General features: G+C 39.9%; 18 protein-coding genes. 3 read left to right on the top strand and 15 right to left on the bottom strand.

Going from position 1 to position 19,620, the window contains the following annotated elements:
* The first annotated feature begins 46 nt into the window (after positions 1 to 46).
* Positions 47 to 1,651, top strand: a complete 1,605-nt coding sequence (locus AC6H44_RS05145) for a methyl-accepting chemotaxis protein (protein WP_500737857.1) — start codon at positions 47 to 49, stop codon at positions 1,649 to 1,651.
* 304 nt (positions 1,652 to 1,955) lie between these two features.
* Here AC6H44_RS05145 and AC6H44_RS05140 read toward each other — a convergent pair whose 3' ends face one another.
* Positions 1,956 to 3,515, bottom strand: coding sequence for a BCCT family transporter (locus AC6H44_RS05140; RefSeq protein ID WP_500737856.1), 1,560 nt, complete (start codon positions 3,513 to 3,515; stop codon positions 1,956 to 1,958).
* A gap of 403 nt (positions 3,516 to 3,918) precedes the next feature.
* Positions 3,919 to 6,165, bottom strand: coding sequence for a sensor domain-containing phosphodiesterase (locus AC6H44_RS05135; protein WP_500737855.1), 2,247 nt, complete (start codon positions 6,163 to 6,165; stop codon positions 3,919 to 3,921).
* Positions 6,166 to 6,325: 160 nt separating this feature from the next.
* Between AC6H44_RS05135 and cysZ the strand changes: the two genes are divergently transcribed.
* Complete coding sequence (gene cysZ / locus AC6H44_RS05130) at positions 6,326 to 7,054, top strand: sulfate transporter CysZ (protein ID WP_500737854.1); 729 nt, start codon at positions 6,326 to 6,328, stop codon at positions 7,052 to 7,054.
* A 59-nt stretch (positions 7,055 to 7,113) separates the two neighbouring features.
* Here the strand turns inward: cysZ and AC6H44_RS05125 are convergent, their stop codons facing one another.
* The 13 genes from AC6H44_RS05125 to hemA all read right to left on the bottom strand — a co-directional run bounded on the left by AC6H44_RS05125 (position 7,114) and on the right by hemA (position 18,947).
* Positions 7,114 to 7,497: a YkgJ family cysteine cluster protein gene (locus tag AC6H44_RS05125; protein ID WP_500737853.1), complete on the bottom strand. Its 384-nt coding sequence runs from the start codon at positions 7,495 to 7,497 to the stop codon at positions 7,114 to 7,116.
* Between the two features lie 33 nt (positions 7,498 to 7,530).
* On the bottom strand, positions 7,531 to 8,616 hold the full coding sequence (gene rlmM / locus AC6H44_RS05120; protein ID WP_500737852.1) for a 23S rRNA (cytidine(2498)-2'-O)-methyltransferase RlmM: 1,086 nt from the start codon (positions 8,614 to 8,616) through the stop codon (positions 7,531 to 7,533).
* Positions 8,617 to 8,633: 17 nt separating this feature from the next.
* Complete coding sequence (locus AC6H44_RS05115) at positions 8,634 to 9,002, bottom strand: DUF423 domain-containing protein (RefSeq protein ID WP_500737851.1); 369 nt, start codon at positions 9,000 to 9,002, stop codon at positions 8,634 to 8,636.
* Positions 8,995 to 9,651: an alpha/beta family hydrolase gene (locus tag AC6H44_RS05110; protein ID WP_500737850.1), complete on the bottom strand. Its 657-nt coding sequence runs from the start codon at positions 9,649 to 9,651 to the stop codon at positions 8,995 to 8,997. Before AC6H44_RS05110 ends, AC6H44_RS05115 begins: the two co-directional genes overlap by 8 nt.
* Positions 9,651 to 10,547 (bottom strand): transcriptional regulator GcvA, encoded by an 897-nt coding sequence (locus AC6H44_RS05105; RefSeq protein ID WP_075169568.1) that lies wholly within the window; start codon positions 10,545 to 10,547, stop codon positions 9,651 to 9,653. Before AC6H44_RS05105 ends, AC6H44_RS05110 begins: the two co-directional genes overlap by 1 nt.
* A gap of 118 nt (positions 10,548 to 10,665) precedes the next feature.
* Positions 10,666 to 11,520: a 3-deoxy-8-phosphooctulonate synthase gene (gene kdsA / locus AC6H44_RS05100; RefSeq protein WP_500737849.1), complete on the bottom strand. Its 855-nt coding sequence runs from the start codon at positions 11,518 to 11,520 to the stop codon at positions 10,666 to 10,668.
* Between the two features lie 9 nt (positions 11,521 to 11,529).
* On the bottom strand, positions 11,530 to 12,783 hold the full coding sequence (locus AC6H44_RS05095) for a DUF819 family protein (RefSeq protein ID WP_500737848.1): 1,254 nt from the start codon (positions 12,781 to 12,783) through the stop codon (positions 11,530 to 11,532).
* A gap of 21 nt (positions 12,784 to 12,804) precedes the next feature.
* Positions 12,805 to 13,632, bottom strand: a complete 828-nt coding sequence (locus AC6H44_RS05090; protein WP_500737847.1) for a tetratricopeptide repeat protein — start codon at positions 13,630 to 13,632, stop codon at positions 12,805 to 12,807.
* 123 nt (positions 13,633 to 13,755) lie between these two features.
* Positions 13,756 to 14,130 (bottom strand): SirB2 family protein, encoded by a 375-nt coding sequence (locus AC6H44_RS05085; RefSeq protein ID WP_500737846.1) that lies wholly within the window; start codon positions 14,128 to 14,130, stop codon positions 13,756 to 13,758.
* A gap of 31 nt (positions 14,131 to 14,161) precedes the next feature.
* The gene (locus AC6H44_RS05080; RefSeq protein WP_500737845.1) at positions 14,162 to 15,700 is read right to left on the bottom strand and encodes a DUF3369 domain-containing protein; all 1,539 of its coding nucleotides are present in this window, start codon (positions 15,698 to 15,700) and stop codon (positions 14,162 to 14,164) included.
* 55 nt (positions 15,701 to 15,755) lie between these two features.
* Positions 15,756 to 16,595, bottom strand: a complete 840-nt coding sequence (gene prmC / locus AC6H44_RS05075) for a peptide chain release factor N(5)-glutamine methyltransferase (RefSeq protein WP_500737844.1) — start codon at positions 16,593 to 16,595, stop codon at positions 15,756 to 15,758.
* 2 nt (positions 16,596 to 16,597) lie between these two features.
* Positions 16,598 to 17,683: a peptide chain release factor 1 gene (prfA, locus tag AC6H44_RS05070; protein ID WP_500737843.1), complete on the bottom strand. Its 1,086-nt coding sequence runs from the start codon at positions 17,681 to 17,683 to the stop codon at positions 16,598 to 16,600.
* A gap of 7 nt (positions 17,684 to 17,690) precedes the next feature.
* Positions 17,691 to 18,947, bottom strand: a complete 1,257-nt coding sequence (gene hemA, locus AC6H44_RS05065; RefSeq protein ID WP_500737842.1) for a glutamyl-tRNA reductase — start codon at positions 18,945 to 18,947, stop codon at positions 17,691 to 17,693.
* An 83-nt stretch (positions 18,948 to 19,030) separates the two neighbouring features.
* Between hemA and lolB the strand changes: the two genes are divergently transcribed.
* Positions 19,031 to 19,618 (top strand): lipoprotein insertase outer membrane protein LolB, encoded by a 588-nt coding sequence (gene lolB, locus AC6H44_RS05060; protein ID WP_500737841.1) that lies wholly within the window; start codon positions 19,031 to 19,033, stop codon positions 19,616 to 19,618.
* Positions 19,619 to 19,620: the final 2 nt, after the last annotated feature.

The following is a 19,620-nucleotide window of genomic DNA, read 5'->3' as shown; positions in this document are numbered from 1 at the left end:
TTCGTGGGGATCTCTCAGCAATTAAAGTGTAAGTTAGGAACAAATAATGTGGTTTAGCCAAAAAAAAAGAAAACAAGCGTTTGCAAAACAGTTGGTTAGTATACACAACACAGCTGCGATTATCGTTGATAGCGACAACACGGTTATTGCAGTAAACGACGAGTTTACATCGCTCAGTAAGACACTTAACCAATCTGATGATGCCAGCACATTAACCTATTTAAATAAACATTATAACCAGGCAAACAAAACCATTGCTTGTGGCAATAACTTGTTTTTAACAAAGCATGTTAGCCCGCTTACATTAAATGAGCTTGCTACATGCTCAATTCATGTATTTAAACCTGAGCCTGTGAGCGTGTTAGATGAGCAAGCTTGGCAAACACTTTTGAGCTTAGGTGAAGATATCTACGCCGTCTTTGATGATAATTCAAAGCTTGTTGCGACTAATTTAGATACGTTAAACACCGCCGATGCTGCGCTATTGCCCAAAGAAAACGCTAAATTACTAAACGTTTTACAAAATGCTTTAAATAGCGAACACGGTTCACTGTGTTTATCTATAAAAGACAATATTTATTACAAAGTTGCCCACACTACTTTTAATTTCAATAACGCCTCGTTGTCTGCGTTTGTGTTATCAAAACAATCACAAGTTACAGATTATAAGCAATTTGAACTATTATCTAAAGTGGTCAGCAATACCAGCACCAGTGTACTTATTACCAATAAAGATGGCTTAGTAGAATATGTTAATCCTGGCTTTGAAGTTCTGTCAGGTTATTCACTGGCAGAAGTAAAAGGCAAAAAACCAGGCAAGTTCTTGCAGGGCGAACAAACAGACAAAGAAACCGTTAAACGGATTTCAAAAAACCTTAAAAACAAACAACCATTTTATGAAGAAATATTAAATTTTGATAAAGATGGCGTGCCATATTGGATTGTTCTGTCGGTAAACCCAACATTTGATGATAATGGCCAGCACACAGGGTTTGTGGGCGTCAGTTCAGATATTCGCGAAATTAAACGCCAAGTACTTGAACAAATAAACCAAAAAGATGCCATAAGTAGCCACTCGGCTGTTATTGAGTTTAATGAAGACGGCAAGTTCCTATCCGCCAATGAGTATACTAAAAAGCAATTAAACATATCCGATAGCTCAAACATAGCGAGTGTGTTTGGTAATTTAAGGGATCATTTAGACGCTTCACGTATTCAAATGCTCAACCAAGGTAAGCCAACAGAAGTAATGATGTCATTAACGCATCAAAATGAAGACGTAACGCTAGATTGCATTATTTCCTCTATTACCGATTTAAACGGTAAGATTTCCAAATACGTTGTTTTTGGTAGTAATGTATCATCAAGAAATAAGCTAGTCACTGGAACGCATCAATCAATGTCAACCGTATTAGGGAAAATTCAAACTACGGTCACCACTATTAATGCCGTGGCAGATCAAACGAATTTACTTGCCCTTAATGCAGCCATTGAAGCGGCTAGAGCCGGTGAAGCTGGACGAGGGTTTGCAGTGGTTGCTGACGAAGTACGTAACCTTGCTAAAACGTCAAACGAAGCAGCGGCACAAATTGGACTTTTAATTAATGAAACCCAAACGCACGTTGACGAGCTTGCTTCATTTTTAAAATAATTTTATGTGACTAGGGTCTGTTGACCTTTGCGGATTACAATTTGTTCAAACTAGGGGCGGTTTAATCGCGGCGCGAAGTTTGTAACCTAGTGGGCTAAGTAAAAACCGAGCAACAAAGAGTAAATCGCCCCTAGGCAGAACCCGAAGGGCAGCGCCTGTTTGGCATTGATGCTGCGTTATCGCCTATTTATGGGGAATAACCACACTACATAGGCTCTGCCTTGCCTAAATACCAAACAGACTGCTGCAAATTTAACCTTGAAAGGTCAACAGACCCTAACACTATTGTTAATCACATAAACCATTACAATCCTTGCTCATCTGCCATTTTTTTAACTATTTGTGGTGCCGTCCATAGTGACGGTAGTAACACAAATGAAACGGGAACTGCCGTTACCACTATAAACGACTGCAGGGCTGAAATTCCCCCCTCGCCGATAGAAATAAGTAATGCGGCCATCACTCCCATCATAATCCCCCAAAATACTCGGATTGACGTTTGCGGATGATCGGTCCCTGTCATTACCATAGATACCGAGTAGGTCATCGAATCACCCGTGGTTGCCACAAAAATAGTAGTGAGCACTAAAAATAATACGGAAACAACAAATCCCATGGGTAACTGTTCAGTAATGGCGAGTAATGCTGCTGGTAAATTAAGCCCTGCAAACGGCTCTGATATAACACCTGGATTATTTAGCTCAAAAAATATGCCTGAGCCACCCACAATAGTGAACCAAAAACAGGTGATCACCGGCGCGACTACAGAGATGAGTAAAATCATTTCACGAATAGTGCGACCACGGGATATACGGGCAACAAACATTGCCATTAAAGGGCCATAACCTAAAAACCAGCCCCAAAAGAATACAGTCCACCAATCTAACCATGGTTTATCAGCACGAAACGTAGCCATAGGAATAAAGTTATCGATATAAAGACCAAAGGAGTGAATGTAGCTGTCGATAATAAACGCCGTTGGTCCCATTAATAATATAAACAACATCAGCGCTACAGCTAATACCACATTAAAACGGCTTAAAAGCTGAATACCTTTAGTAACGCCACTGACAGCAGATAGCGTATAAATACCAATTAAACTAAATAAAATAACAACTTGTGTTGTATAAGTGTCAGGAATGCCAAATAACTTTTCTAGACCAAAGCTTACCTGCAACCCTAAAAAGCCAATCGGGCCTACAGTACCTGCAACCACAGCGAGTACACAACAGGCATCAACAAGAGTACCTAACGCGCCTTTCATTACGCGATCGCCAAATACGGGGTAAAGCAAAGTACGAGGTTTAAGCGGTAAGCCTTTTTCGTAATGAAGATGCATATAAACAATGCCAGTTAAGCTACCTAATATAGACCATGCTAAAAAACCCCAATGCATAAAGCTTTGAGCCAGTGCATTGTAAGCGGCATCAGCCGTGGCTGTTTCAGCAGCAAATAGCGGTGGCGGAGAAATAAAATGTGCCATTGGCTCTGCTGCAGCCCAAAATACGCCGCCACCAGCAAGCAATGTACACATTATAATACTTATCCATTTAAAGGTGGATATTTCAGGTTTTTTTAAACCACCGAGCACCACTGAACCGGTGCGACCCACAGCCAAGAAAACACCAATAACAAAAGTTAATAACAGTAAGACTTGCCAAAAGGCGCCAAATATTTTGGTAGAAAATGCAAAGGCAGCATTTATCCAATTTGACATAAGTTTAATGTCATAAAATGCCAGCGCGGCGAATAAAATTAATACACCGCCACTGATTAAAAATACGGGTATATCAACCCCTTCCAGAAACTTTACCCGGGGAGAGTGTGCTTTACCCGACTTTAAAGCTGCTTTCGTGGTATTCATTTATCGCTCCTAATGGTTCTTTAAAGTTACCGACATAGCGACATACCATGACAGAACTCTAAACCATAGTTTCAATAAATGAAAAAGCAACTCAAAAGCAAATTTAAGCACTTGTTATGTTCACGTTTAGGTAATGTCACAACAAGTAGACTTATTGCCAATTAATAACTAGTTTAACGCGTTAAAAACGCTAAACCAATGCCACAAGAATGATTTGTGCACAAGTTACACAATAACAAAAAATAAATTACATCTAGCTAGCAAATAAACAAAAAATATACATTGCTGCTTTAGCTAAAGCGCAGTAAGTTAGTAAACGTTACTGCGCAATGAGGAAATAATCAACGCGTCTTATCGATTAGGGTAACTAAACCTGCCGCCTCAGTGAGTGATAAACACAAGGTTATTGATGTTGTTTATGCCATTTTAAATAATCATTATGTGTTAACGGCTGCGAAAATAAATAACCTTGCACTGTATTTATACCCATAGTGTTCAATACGCTTAGTTGCTCGGCACTCTCTACACCTTCAGCCACGATATTAATTTTCAAACTTTGACCTAAACCAATAATAGACTGCACAATACTTTTACCCGAGCTGTTATCTAGTACCTTGTCAATGAAGCTCTTGTCTATTTTTAATTCATCAATGGGAAGTGCACTTAAGTGTTTTAAACACGAGTAACCCGTACCAAAATCATCAATTGAGAAAACAAACCCATGCTCTTTTAATTCTTCTATTTGCATTACGGTACTCATCAAGTCGCCAGACAACATTGACTCAGTGATCTCTAATTTTATTCGCTTCGGTGATATATCAAAGCCCTCCATCGCTTTAAATAGTTCTGCCTTTAAAGTTGAAGAGTTAAACTGACATTGACTAATATTGATGGAGACACTAAAACTGTCATCAAGTAATTTATTATCGCGAAGTGTTTCTAGCAAAATACAAATATCTTTTAATACAATATTTTGAAGCTTTTGAATTAAGCCAAATTGCTCAGCAATCGAAATAAATGCATCAGGCATGATCACCCCTTTGCTGGGATGATTCCACCTTATTAGCGCTTCAGCACCCACAATCGCCCCGTCAATAGTCAATTGTGGCTGAAAATAAGCGCAAAATTCATTGCATGCAATAGCTCTGACAATATCGGTTTCAAGCTCAGTTTGATTTTCAAGTAAAGTTTGCAGTGCTGGGTCATAAAAGCTACTGCTATTTCCGCCTTTCATTTTAGAGCGGTACATGGCCGTATCTGCAAATTTTAAAATATTAGCGGTAATGGCATTGGTGTTGTTAATTAAACAAATTCCAATACTGCAACTAACTTGAAACGCTAAATCTCCCACCTCAAACTTTTCATAAAATACACGTTGCACCGTTTTAGCAACCAACTCAGATTTTAGCTGAGCCTGTTTGTGATTATCACCCACATGTTCTATGAGGATAATAAACTCATCACCACCGACCCGTGCCAGTGTATCAGCGGGGTTTAATACACAAGTTAAACGATGTGATAGCTCAACCAATATTTCATCGCCTGCATTGTGGCCTAACGAATCATTTATTCGTTTGAAATTATCTAAATCTAAAAATAATAATGCCCCCGTGTGATCAAGGTGTTTAATTTGCTCTGCGTACGTACTTAGCTTGTCGTTCAACATTCTTCGGTTAGGGAGATTCGTTAGTGGGTCAAAAAATGCTAGTCGCTGTACCTCTGCCTCTGCTGCTTTTCGCTTTGAAATATCTCTAGCCATCCACACTACATGTCGTTGTGAGGGGTTATTAGGTTGGTAACATTCAAGTGGGGCCGTTCTTCCTTCAAATGTTAATTTTTTCCCTTTTATGTTTAGCTCATATTCAAAAATTTGAACCTCATGAGTCTGCAGCGTTTTCTCAATGACCGCCATAATGGCATGAGCAGCTCCGGCAGGCATTATATCTCTTACGTTTTGATTAATAACAGCATCTTGGCTAAGGTATAAACTATCATTAGCAGTACCATAAACATTAGTGTACTGCCCTTCTTCACTTATAATAAGGGTGAGATCGGGCAATACTTTTGTGAAAGCTTTAAATTTTTCATTGCTTTGCTGTAACTCATTTAGCAGCATTTTTAATTTGAGTGATTCCGCATGCTTTTCCAACGCAATACTTGAGAAGTCGACAAAATAATCAATTAGCTCTAAATCATGTGATGTTGGCGATTTGATAGTGTCATGATAAATTGCAAAGGTCCCTAATATTTCTGACTTTTTTGAAATAATGGGGGTTGACCAGCACGACCTTAAATTAAACTTTAACGCTAATCCTTTAAAGTTTTTCCATAATGGCGATGTTGTAATATCAGAAACAATGATACGCGACTTTTTATAAGCAGCAGTTCCGCATGAGCCAACACTAGACCCAATATGAACACCGTTAATTGCTTGGCAATAATCCTCATCAATATTCGGTGCTGCGCAATGAAATAACTGGTTTCCTTGTAGCGTTAAAATAGAGCATTTTGCAGAAGGGTCTTCAATCATCTCTTCGATAGATAGACAAATAATCTCAAGCACCTCATCAAGTGGCGCTCCCAAAGCAATTTTAGATAAAATACTTTGCTGCTGAGTTAAAAGCTTTCGCACTCTTATTGTTTCAATCAAGTTATGTGTCCCAAAAAATAATGATGGCAAATAGGTCATCAAATTTTATAAAATGCTGTTTATAAAAATAAACTATTAAATACTTTGTTACTTAAAAGTACTGTTTAAAATCATCAGGCTATTTATACTAGACGAAATAGTAATAATTTGTGAGGTTAGTGTGCAAATAACACGAGGTATGGAATATTTTTTTTCAGGGTTTAAACTCATTAGCCAAAAAGGGCTAAAACGATTTGTGCTTATCCCCCTGCTTATAAACATTTTACTTTTTGGTAGCTCCTTATTCTTTTTATTTGGCTGGCTTAGTGATGGCTTTAACGCACTCAATGCCATGCTCCCAGAATGGTTAAGCTGGCTCGAATGGTTAATGTGGCCTATTGCAGTGCTGGTAGTGCTGTTTAGCTACAGTATGTTATTTACTGTTATTACTAACTTTATTGCCGCGCCTTTTAATGGTTTGTTAAGTGAAAAAGTAGAACTGTATTTAACCAATCAGAAAATTAATGACGACGGATTAGCTGACTTATTAAAAGATGTGCCACGAATGCTGGGGCGAGAATGGACTAAGCTTTGTTACTACCTTCCGCGCGCGGTCGGCTTTTTTATTTTATTGTGGGTATTACCAGTAATAGGCCAAGTGCTTTGGGTACTATTTACCTGCTGGATGTATGCGGTGCAATATAAAGATTACGCCTTTGATAATCACAAAATTAGCTTTACCCAAATGAAAAGCGACTTAAAAAGCAAACAGGGGTTATCTTATGGGTTTGGTTTTGCAGTGATGCTACTTACTGCCATTCCATTTGTTAATTTAATTGTGATGCCTGTCGCTGTGTGCGGTGCAACGCGCTTGTGGGTTGAGCATTATCGCCCTAACTACCGCGAATAAAACACTCATAGAGGAGCACAATATAATCCGTCATTAAGTCCTCTTATTTATGGCACTCTCTACACTAAAACTTGCCGAGTATTAGCAATAAAATGATGCACTTCGCGCTCAACCTTGTGATCAACTGGCTGTTCTAGAGCGCGATCATTTGGGCATGGCATTCTTGGGGTAGTACCAAACAAACGACAAATTAATGGCCGCTCATCATATACAGTGCATCCCTTTGGACCTAGGTGTACACAGTTAAATTCATTTAATGCCGCTTCATGCTCTGCATCGCTTTTTACCGGTAACCGCGACATTTCTTCAGATGATGCTGTCACTGGACCGCAGCAATCATGGCAGCCCTCAACACATTCAAATGATGGAATGTTAGCGCGTAATCGCAAGATTACTTTTTTGGTTTTTATACATTTATATTTACCTTTTATTCTGCAGTACATTCATGCCGCAACCTACAACCTAACTAATTCGCATTAACTGTATAAACTTTGCGGCACTTTAATGACATTTAAGTGCACCGTTATTTCTTCACGATCATGGTATAAATGCTTAGCTTGTAACTCGTAACTGATACCGTATTTTGCCATTTCTTGTCTAACCATGTTTAAACATTCATACACACTGTCAAAGCGTTTTTTCATCGGTAATTTTAGATTGAAAATAAGCTCTTTTGCATAGGCGTTTACTGCCCAGTCAATCATCAAATTAGTTACTTTAGTCGGCTTTTCAACCATATCACACACCAGCCATGTAATATTTCTTTTTTCGGGGCGATATTTAAAACCATCTTCTCTGAAGTGTTTAACTTGCCCCGTTTCCATTAAACTTTCATTCATTGGGCCATTATCTATGGCGCTTACAAACATACCACGGCGAACCAATTGATACGTCCAACCACCTGGGCATGCACCTAAATCAACACTGCGCATTCCAGCTTGCACCCGCGACTCACGTTGTTGTTCAGGAATAAACACATTAAACGCTTCATCTAATTTAAGCGTTGAACGGCTTGGCCCATCGCTTGGCATACGCAAACGCAAAATACCCATAAAGAAAGGAGAGTTATTATAGCTATGAGAATAACCAACATAAGCGGTATTATTCGCTAAAAACAGCACATGCATTACTGGACGGTTTGCTTTTGGTTCACGTAATATGGTGTTTTGTTTCTCGAGTGCTTTTTTAAGCGGAGTCGATATTTTTTTACAAAAAGTCAGTAGCTCTTTGCCTTCGTTGGTATCCGGTGTTTCTACTCGCAACTCAGAGCATAAAGTAAAATCTTTTGCGGCATCTACAATAGCGCCCACTCTATCTTCTACGGGCATATTTTCAATTAGGTTACCGGCAAACCATTGGCGTGCAAATACCATATTCTTAAAATCAACTTTTTTGATTATTTCGTCGCTGTGCTGCGCTTCAAAACATTCATAAATAACATAGCCGGTATTTGGTTTAGCTTTCACATACCCAGCAAACCCTTGTTCGGCAGCATGAAACGTTATTTCGGCAGCGGCATCGTTTTCAAAACCACTACGACAGTAAATCACAACACTAGACATATAAACCCTTAAACACTTTAAAACTTAAATCGTGCAACTTGCACTAAAATAACTATCCAACCAATAATAAAACACAGCCCACCCAAGGGGGTAATTGGGCCAAGCCATTTTAACCCTGTTAATGCCAATAAATATAAGCTGCCACTAAATAACAGTGTACCGGCAATAAAAAAGCCACCCGCCCAGCTTAAGTTAATACCCCACTTAATTAAAATAGCCACTGCAATTAACGCCAGCCCATGTACCATTTGATACTCAGCGGCGGTTTTAAAAATACCAATAGCATACTCCGATAAGCGGCTTTTCAAGCCATGAGCAGCAAATGCGCCCAGTATCACTGAAAGCATACAAAAAAAGCTGCCTGCGAGTAAAAATAGTTTAACCATGTTTATCCTCTTTCAAATTATCAACCGTGTTTTTTATAAAGCTTGCAGCTTGCATTGCTGCAGCATTTAGGTTTTGTTGCTCAGTGACGCCACTTTTACTACGTGGTTTTAGTGAGTGATCACCATCTGTTAACCATACATACTGAGGCTGCTTTGGCATTGCCATTGTTGCCAGCTCTTCGCGGGTTCCAAACGTATCTCGTTCGCCTTGCAGTACCAAAAAAGGACAGGGAATGTCTGCAAAGTGATCTGTACGCAGCTTTTGTGGTTTACCCGGTGGATGAAACGGGTAGCCAAACGCAAGCACCCCTAATATGGGCTGAGGACTCGAACAGGCAAGTATAGATGCCATGCGCCCCCCCATAGATTTACCCCCTATAAACAGCGGTAAATTTGCAGCAGCTTGAGTCACTATATGCTCAAAATAAGTAAGTAACTTTGGTGCGCGCTCTGGTGGGCGACGTTTATTGGTTTGTTTGGCAATTTGCATATATTCAAAATCAAACAAGCCAACGTCAATACCGTACTCACTGAGTTGTTTCGCCATGGTTTGCATAAACGCTGAGTCACTGCCTGCCCCTGCACCATGCGCAAATATAAACTGTGCGATTGCAGGTTGATGACTGCTTTTAACCCATTCAATGCTCATTAATATTCTTGCTCCTGCTCAACGAGGCTTAACATCCAGTCTTTAAACGATACAATTTTGCCTAACTCATTTTGCGACTCACGGATCACTAAGTAGTAAGCATTCTTGCTCTCTAAACTGTGATTAAACGGGATCACTAAGCGCCCAGCATCTATATCGGGCTTTGCTAATACACTGTTACCTATGGCAACGCCTTGCCCATGTACCGCAGCTTGTAGCACCATAGAGGAGTGACTAAAAATAGGTCCTTGGTTAACTTGTACGTTACGTACACCCGCGGTTTTCATCCAGGTTTTCCAGTTTTTACGGGTGGTGTCATGCAGCAAAGTATGGTTTGCTAAATCACTGGGTTGATTAAGCGCTCTGGGACCACTTAACAATAATGGGCTACACAAGGGCACTAAGTATTCAGTGTGCAACTTATAGGCTTGCACCCCACTCCAATGACCGCGACCATAATAGATTGAAATATCAACATCGTCTGTTAACGAGTTTTCATCCTGATCTTGGGCTTTAATTCGCACATCAATCTCTGGGTGTAATTCATTAAATAAGCTCAATCGAGGAATTAGCCATTGAATAGCAAAGCTGGGGGTTAAACTCACCGTTAACGAGCCTTTTGCACCACGAGCTAATAGCTTTTCGGTTGCATCTATTAGCTGGGTAAAAATTTCTTTAATATCTAAAAAGTAGCCTTGGCCTTCTTCGGTTAATAATAACGAGCGATTTTTACGTAAAAACAACTTTAAACCTAAGTGCTCTTCAAGGGTTTTTATTTGATGACTGACCGCCGCTTGGGTTACATACAACTCGTCTGCGGCTTTAGTAAAGCTTAAATGACGTGCCGCAGCTTCAAAAGCTTTAAGCGCGTTTAATGGGGGGACTCGTCTTGACATGGCAACCAAGCTTAGAATTAGTTTTTCTTATGCATGAATTATATACCTATGCTGGGAAAGAGTATATTCAAGCTACAAAAAAAGCGACTAACGTCGCTTTTTTAATTAATTGTGTCGATTATAAGTCGCTAGCACTGGTATCAAGCGGTGCAAAGCTTTTAACTAAATCATCAACCGCTTTCATTTGCGATAAGTACCCTTCTAATTTACTCAGTGCTAATGCACACGGCCCATCACATTTTGCTTCATTTGGATTAGGGTGCGCTTCAATAAATAAGCCTGCAATCCCCAGTGCCATACCGCTGCGAGCAAGCTCGGCTGCTTGAGCACGACGACCATCAGCTGAGTCTGCTCGACCGCCTGGGCGCTGCAAAGCATGAGTTGCATCAAATATAACCGGTGCCATGGTTTTCATATCATCCATGCCCAGCATATCAACCACTAAATTGTTATAACCAAAACTTGAACCACGTTCACACAAGGCCACATTGTTGTTTCCAGCCTCATTAAATTTAGTAATGATATGACGCATTTCATGCGGAGCTAAAAACTGGGGCTTTTTCACATTTATAATGGCGCCTGTTTTAGCCATTGCGACCACTAGGTCTGTTTGACGAGCCAAAAACGCCGGTAGCTGAATAATATCGACCACCTCAGCCACAGGCGCTGCTTGATGCGGTTCATGCACGTCGGTAATAAGTCCAATATTAAAGGTGTTTTTAATCTCTTCAAATATTTTTAATCCTTCTTCCATCCCTGGACCACGGTAAGAATTAATTGATGAACGATTTGCTTTATCAAATGACGCCTTAAATACATAAGGAATATTTAATTTAGTGGTCACTTCAACATAATGCTCGGCAATACGCATCGCTAAATCGCGTGATTCAAGCACATTCATGCCACCAAATAAAACAAAAGGTTTATTATTTGCCAGTTCTATTTCATTAATATTAATAACTTGGTTGTTCATTTTAATTCCTTATGGTGCAACTGCTTGCATCATTAATCCACAAATATACGCCATATATGTACCTACACCATAGCCAAGTACCGCTAACAACACCCCCACCGGTGCCAGTGAGGGATGAAACGCAGCGGCAACCACAGGTGCTGATGCTGCGCCACCTACATTGGCTTGTGAGCCTACAGCCATATAAAATAACGGCGCTTTAATTAGTTTAGCCACAATAAGCATTAAGCTTGCGTGAGTTAGCATCCAAATTGCACCAATGACAAAATACATAGGGGAGTCAAAAATCGCCATCACATTCATATGCAGGCCAATAGATGCCACTAAAATATATAAAAAGGCTGAAGCCACTTTCGACGAGCCAAAGGCTTCAATATGACGCACCTTAGTGAATGATAAGCTAATACCTATTGTGGTCGAAATAACAATTAACCAAAAAAACTTACTATTTAAGCTATATTCTTTTGCCCACGCATAATTATTAGCAAAGAAGGGCCCTAATATATCGGCACAAAAATGCGCTAAGCCGGTAATGCCAAAAGCAATAGCAATAATCATCATATAATCATTGAGCGTTGGCATACGCGCATGCTCTGCATGGTATTTTTCAACACGTTGCTTTAAGTCTTCAATCGCACGGGTATCGGCGCCTGCTTTAGCGTCAATGGCTTTATGATTAGCCGCCATTAGTAATAAAACCGCCATCCATAAATTAGCGACAATCACATCCACAGTCACCATAGCTGAGAAAATATCGCCGCCAACCTCAAACATTTCTTTCATTGACGCTTGGTTTGCACCGCCTCCAATCCAGCTACCAGCGATGGTGGTCATACCGCGCCAAACAGCATTAGGGCCATGTCCACCAACGGCTTCAGGGTACACAGCACTCATAATTAAAATAGCTAATGGACCACCAATTACAATACCAGTCGTCCCCGTTAAAAACATGATTAATGCCTTGGGGCCTAAATTAATGATCGCTTTTAAATCAATACTAATAGTGAGTAATATTAAACAGGCGGGTAATAAATACCGTGAAGCAACGTAATATACGTTAGATTGCGAGCCATCAACAATACCGAAGGTATTTAACAACGACGGTAAAAAATAGCACAGTAATAATGCTGGTACGTATTTATAAAATGCCACAAACCCTGGGCGCTGACTCGTTGAGGTTTTAAAAATAAAACCTAAAATAATCGCGAGCAAACCTAGGACAACAGCATCATTAGTGATCAATGCAGTTTGAGGATCAGCCATAACGTTTCCTATTTTTATTTTTTAATGGTGGGTTTTATAATTATCTTCAAGTTCTTCAATTTGGTGCTGAATAACTTCAATCGCAGGATCGTCAGGACACTCATCAACAAAAAATTGCAAATCGTCTCGCGCCATTCTAGGACAACCAAGTTGATTTAACAAATAACCTCTATCACGTCGCTCATAAGGGTCATCACCAAGCATGTCCATTAATAAATCGACGCACGTTAATGCATGACCAAATTTGTTTTCACTAATAAACGACCACTTCTGCTGTGCTAAAAATAATTTATACACTTCGTCTTCAAAAATAAGCTCTAGAGGCTCTTGCTCTTGTGCATTTTCTTCAGTGATATTTTCAGGAATGATATACCAGCTTTGCTGACCACTGCTAGGTTCAATTACGTACCCTTCCTCATCACTCATTGCAACATGAATGCCTACTTCGCCATGAGCTAAACTAACACAGGCATCAAGTTTTGCATGTTGTAAAAAGTGACATAGCAAAATAGCTAAAGTGGTCGGTGTACCGCTGCGCATAGATAAGGTATAGCTAATACTGTTTAACTTATACTCAGGCACCTTTAAACTAGATGCACTAAATAACCACTGACTATAAAAATAATCAAGTAACTTATCTAAGCGCTCATGTTCATCACTTGTCTGTAAACAAAGCGACTCTATTTGTTGTTCAAACAATGTCAGTGTTTCAAGACTTGGTGTTAAGTCTATTTGAGGGTCCCATTTAGCTTCAGCCTTGATACAACGGTAAATTGCAGGCGGCAAAAAATCGTCATAAGCATCTTCAAAATAAGATTCATCGTGATCATCAAACCCAAGTGTGGCCATTCATACTACAACATTTAAGAAAACGAAGATGTAGTTTACCTAATTTTAAGATTAGATACCAATAATCACAAATGATTAAAAAGTTAAGCTTTGCACCTTGCATGCAAAGCTTAACTCGTTAATTTATAACAACAGCGGGGCTTTTGCTGTTGCTAAGTAGCCAATAGCTAAAATAACGGCTGTATTAAACACCAAAAAGACTAATTTGGGTAAGGTTGTGGTTTGCTTAGTGCTAATAATCCCAACGGCAATATAGATGATAACTAAAATAATTTTTTCTAATAGCCAAAGTTGCTCTAATGGGTTTATTTTAGCCATGGCCATTAAAGCAATAGCAGAGACGATCAGTAACGTGTCTATACTGTGACTGCCAATAAAAACTAATTTATTTTTGGCAAGGCTGCCACTAGCCATACGAGAAAACGAACGTACATAAAATAAAATAATGCTCACTAGCGCAATGGCCATGTGTGAATGTTTTAATGCTAAATAATCCATGTATATTTTTACTTCTGTTTAGTTATGTGTTTTAAGGAAAGCGTATAAGTACCGCTTCGAGTTCTTCAAGTTTATCATTAAATGTATCAACAAGTTTGGGATCAAAATGCGTCCCCTTATTTGCATTGATCTCTGCAACCGCGTCTTCAAGTGACCATGCACCTTTATAACAACGTTTATGGCGCAGTGCATCATACACATCAGCCAGTGCCACTATTCTGGCAAAAATATCAATACGCTCGCCTTTCAAACCACTAGGATAGCCAGATCCATCCCACTTTTCATGATGCTGATGCGCAATTAACGCCCCTGTACTGACTATTTTACGCGGTGAGTCCTTTAAAATAGCGTAGCCTTTCCCTGCATGGGTTTTCATAATTTCCCATTCTTCGCTATTTAATTTACCTGGTTTATTTAAGATTGCATCAGGAATACCTATTTTACCTACATCATGCAAAGGTGATGCAAAGCGAATTAAATTAGCTTGTTCTTCAGATAGCCCATAGCCCAGTGCTAACTCATAACAAATATGTGCAACACGTTTAACATGATTACCTGTTTCGCATGAGCGCTGCTCAACGGCTTCGCTTAAGCGGTAAACTAACTCTTGTTGGGTGGCCTCAACTTCAGTGTGTAATTGCACATTTTCAAATGCCAACTGTACATTTTGAGCGAAAATTTCGATTAAGTTCTGCTGTGTTTCGGTCAGTTTTAATGGCACACCTGATACAAACAACATTGAGTTATGATTAAACTTACTACTACAATAAGCAAACAAGTAATCATCTTTATACACTATTGCCTTATTAGCGAGGGCTTCTTGGCATGATAAGAGTTGTTCTTGCGTTAATACTGTTTCTAACTCTTCTCCCTCGCGCTTAGCAAAATCGCCAGTGCCAGAACACACAATCAGTTTTTTATTTAATTCTTCTGAAGGGTTTTGCGCAACTAAAGTGGTAGCATACATGGCCTCATCGGCCACATTGAGTAAAGAAGTGAGCTGCTGCATTACGCCTTCAATAAAATTGTCCATTGAGCGGGTGGCAAAAATATTTCGAGAGGCAGTAATTATTTTCTCTAGCCCTTCACGCGATTGTTCAATAGAAATAATATCGCGGTACGAACGCAAGCTTGCCATCATCACCGTAAATAATTTTTGTGCGGTAAGCTCTGTTTTCGATTTGTAGTCATTAATATCGTAATTTACGATAACTTGGCGCTCGGGTGCTTGACCTGGCTGCCCGGTGCGTAAAATAATGCGAATATAATTATTTTTTACAGTATCACGAATGTATTTTGCTACTTGTAAACCCGCATCGTCTGTCTCCATAACAACATCGAGCAATATAATAGCGGCATCAGGATGATCATCTATTAACTTTTTTGCTTCCTCCCCAGAGTAAGCACTTATAAACTCCAAGCGCTTATCTTGGAACTTAAAATCACTCAGCGCTAAACGTGTTACAGCATGAACTTCTGGTTCATCGTCAACGATTAAAACTTTCCATGTCCCTTGCTCTTCACTCGCCACTTCAGGTGGTTGTTCATTTGAAAATAAAAAATCTTCCATCACATAGAATTCCTCAAACCATATGCAAACAAACAACGGGGCTATTTTAGTTAATTTAAGGCCATTGTCCGAAAGTTACGCGGTCATTATTACCCAAATCTTTAACTGTTCTCACATTTGTAAACCCCATTTGGTTTAAAATATAGCGAACAGCCGCACTTTGCTCAAATCCGTGTTCAATTAAAAGATAGCCATTAGTGAGCAAATAGTCACGTGATTGTGTAATTATTTGTTTAATATCAGCCATTCCTGCATCATCAGCAACTAACGCGGATAAAGGCTCAAAACGCACATCACCTTGATTAAGATGTATGTCGTCACAATCTATATAGGGAGGATTAGTTACAATTAGATCAAATTTTTTATTTTTTAACGCACTAAACCAATTGCTCTGCTTAACGCAGACATTGTTAATTGCTAGTCGCTCTTGATTACGTTTGGCCAGTGCAACTGCGTCATCAACACAGTCAACAGCAGTGATATCCCAAGCTGGCATCTCACTGCCTAGTGCAAGTGCAATAGCCCCCGTACCTGTGCCTAAATCAAGTACTTTGGCATCATTAGGTACATCGCATGCAAGTGCAAGGTCAACTAAAGTTTCTGTATCAGGGCGGGGAATAAGCGTTGTTGGATTTACTTCAAGCTGTAAACTCCAAAACTCACGAAAACCCGTAATATGCGAAACAGGTTCACCGTTTAAGCGACGCTCACATGCGCGCTCAAACGCTTTGTATTGTGCATCTGTTAACTGCTTTTCTGGCCAAGTAAATAAGTAACTGCGTGGCTTTTGTAAAATATTAAGCAATAAAACTTGGGCATCTAACTTTGCACTATCACTACTGGATACTAATAAATTAGCAGCGGTAGTAATAGCACTTTCAACAGTTGGGTTCACTATTAATCGTCGCCCATTGCCGCTAATAAGTCGGCCTGATGCTCTTGCATTAGCGGTTCAACAATAACCCCTAAATCACCCGCTACTACTTCATTTAAACGATAAAGTGTTAGGTTAATACGGTGATCAGTAATACGGCCCTGTGGGTAGTTGTACGTTCGAATGCGCTCTGAACGATCGCCACTGCCCACTAAGTTACGACGCTCTGACGCCTCAGCGGCATTACGTTTTTCATCTTCAGCTTGTTGCAAACGCGCCGCCAGAACTGACATCGCTTTAGCGCGGTTTTTATGCTGAGAGCGCTCATCTTGACACTCTACCACAACACCTGTTGGTAAATGGGTAATACGAATTGCCGAGTCGGTTTTATTAACGTGTTGACCACCAGCACCTGAGGCTCTAAAGGTATCGACTTTAATATCGGCGGTATTAATTTCTATTGCTTGCGCTTCTGGAACCTCTGCCATTACGGCCACGGTACATGCTGATGTATGCACACGGCCTTGCGATTCAGTTTCAGGTACACGTTGTACACGGTGAACACCCGACTCAAACTTTAATTGCCCATAAACGCCTTCGCCACTTATATTAGCGATGACCTCTTTATAGCCGCCATGTTCACCTTCGTTGGTGGTAACTACTTCAACTTTCCATTTTTTAGTCTCAGCATAGCGGCTGTACATTTTAAATAAGTCACCAGCAAAAATAGCAGCTTCATCACCGCCCGTCCCTGCTCGCACTTCTAAAAACACATTGTTATTGTCTTTAGGGTCTTTAGGTAGCATGAGCACTTGAATTTCATCTTCAAGAACCAAGATTTGTGATTTTGCTTCTTTGTATTCTTCTTGTGCCATTTCACGCATTTCAGGATCTGAATCTTTAAGCATTTCTTGCGCACTGCTTACATCTTCCTGGGCCTGTTGGTACGCTAAAAATGTTTTCACCACTTCTTCAAGCTCTGAGTATTCTTTTGAAAGAGTACGAAAGCGGTTTTGATCACTGATGACCGATGGGTCGCTTAGCAGCGCTTGTACTTCTTCATAGCGCTCAACTAAGGTTTCTAATTTACGATAAACGGACTCTTTCATTTAACTGTTATTCCTGATCTATACCTAAGATTTTTTTCAATTGGTTTAACTGAGCCACTTCACCTTTTTTCGCTGCATCTTGTATAGCACGGGTAGGTGCATGCATTAAACGGTTGGTTAACTTATTGGCCAGTTCTAAAATTACTTTTTCTGCATCTTTGCCTGCATTTAACTGACTCAGCGCCCTTTGAACAAGTTCTGACTTTGTTGTTTGTGCATCATTTCGATAGTGACGAATTAAATCCACTGAATCAAGCGATCGCAACCACATAAGGAATTCTTTAGTGCGCTCGCCAATAATAATGTGTGCTTGCTCTGCGGCTTGCTCTCGTGCAGCCATGTTTTCGCTAACAATAGCTTGTAAATCATCCACTGAATATAAATACGCGTCGTCAAGCTCTCCTACTTGGCTTTCAATATCACGCGGCACCGCAATGTCTATAAACAACATTGGTTTATAACGACGTTGTTTAAGTGCTTGTTCAACGACCCCTTTACCAATAATTGGTAAGGTACTGGCTGTCGAGCTAATAACAATATCGGCTTGATGTAAGCGCTCAGGCAATTGCGCTAAGGCAATCACATCGGCTGATACTTCATCGGCTAAACTACGCGCTCTTTCTATCGTTCTGTTGGCGACGGTTATTTTTTGTGGCTCATTTTGATACAAATGTTTTGCCACCAGTTCTATTGTTTCACCAGCACCAATGAGTAACACCTTAGTTTTATCTAGTTTGCCGTAAATATGCTTTGCCAAATTAACAGCGGCAAACGCGACTGACACCGCACTGGCGCCAATATTGGTTTCGGTGCGGACTTCTTTTGCCACCGAAAACGTTTTTTGAAACAAACGGTCGAAAGTAACGCCCACCGCATCATGGGTTTTGGCACTATTATACGCTTGTTTTATTTGCCCTAAAATTTGCGGTTCACCTAACACTAATGAGTCAAGCCCACACGCTACACGCATTAAATGATTTATTGCAGCACCGCCTTCATAACAATAAGTGTTTTTACTCAGTTCATGTTCATTTAAACCATGGAAACTGGCTAACCATTGTAACAATGTTTGGGAATTTTGCTGTGCAAGGCTACAATACACCTCAGTTCGATTACAGGTAGAGACAATAACTGCTTCATTGAAGTCAGCATGGCCACTTAGTTGCTGCAACGCCTCTGAAATTTGCTCAGGCGAAAAGGCCACTTTTTCACGTAAATCTACGGATGCGGTTTTGTGATTAATACCAAGTGCTATTATGGTCATATCTGCCAAATATTGCTGAGCCTTACTATATAGACAGCAATTTTACCAAAAATCTCAGGAATATGGAAAGTAAGGAATAACATTTGACTCGACATTATTTAATTTTAACCCTGTTATTGGCTTTTTTAACAGGCTGCGCAAGTAAAAACAACTATAATACAGAAACTTACAAAGACTGGAAGTTGCGTTTAGCCGCGCAAAAAACTTGGCAAATAAAAGGAAAGCTTGCCTTGATTAGCCCAGACGAACGCCAATCTGCCAATTTAAACTGGCAACAAACTCAAAATAACAACCTTTTAGTACTGACCACCTTTATTGGTACACGGATTTTATCACTTAAACAAACCACCTTCGGTGCAGAGCTGGAATTTGATGAACAACAGTATTTCGACACCGACGCAAGCGCGCTATTACAGCGTTTAACAGGATTTACGTTACCGATTAATAATGCAGGAAATTGGTTAAAAGCCACCATTGACGATCACACCTTAAAAGTTGATCAACTAGGACGTGCCAAAAGCGTGTTATGGTTTGATAACAATGGCAAAAAATGGCAAATAAACTATACAAGTTACGAGCAAAAATACGGCTTTTGGTTACCTAATGCCTTAACCTTAACCCATGAAAAGATTAAAATTAAAATCAAACTCTATGACTGGCAGTTTAACTAACT

This window comes from Pseudoalteromonas sp. TAP-3C (genome assembly GCF_059888565.1).
The sequence above is the reverse complement of the archived record's forward strand: the minus strand, read 5'-3'. Positions and strand labels throughout refer to the sequence as shown.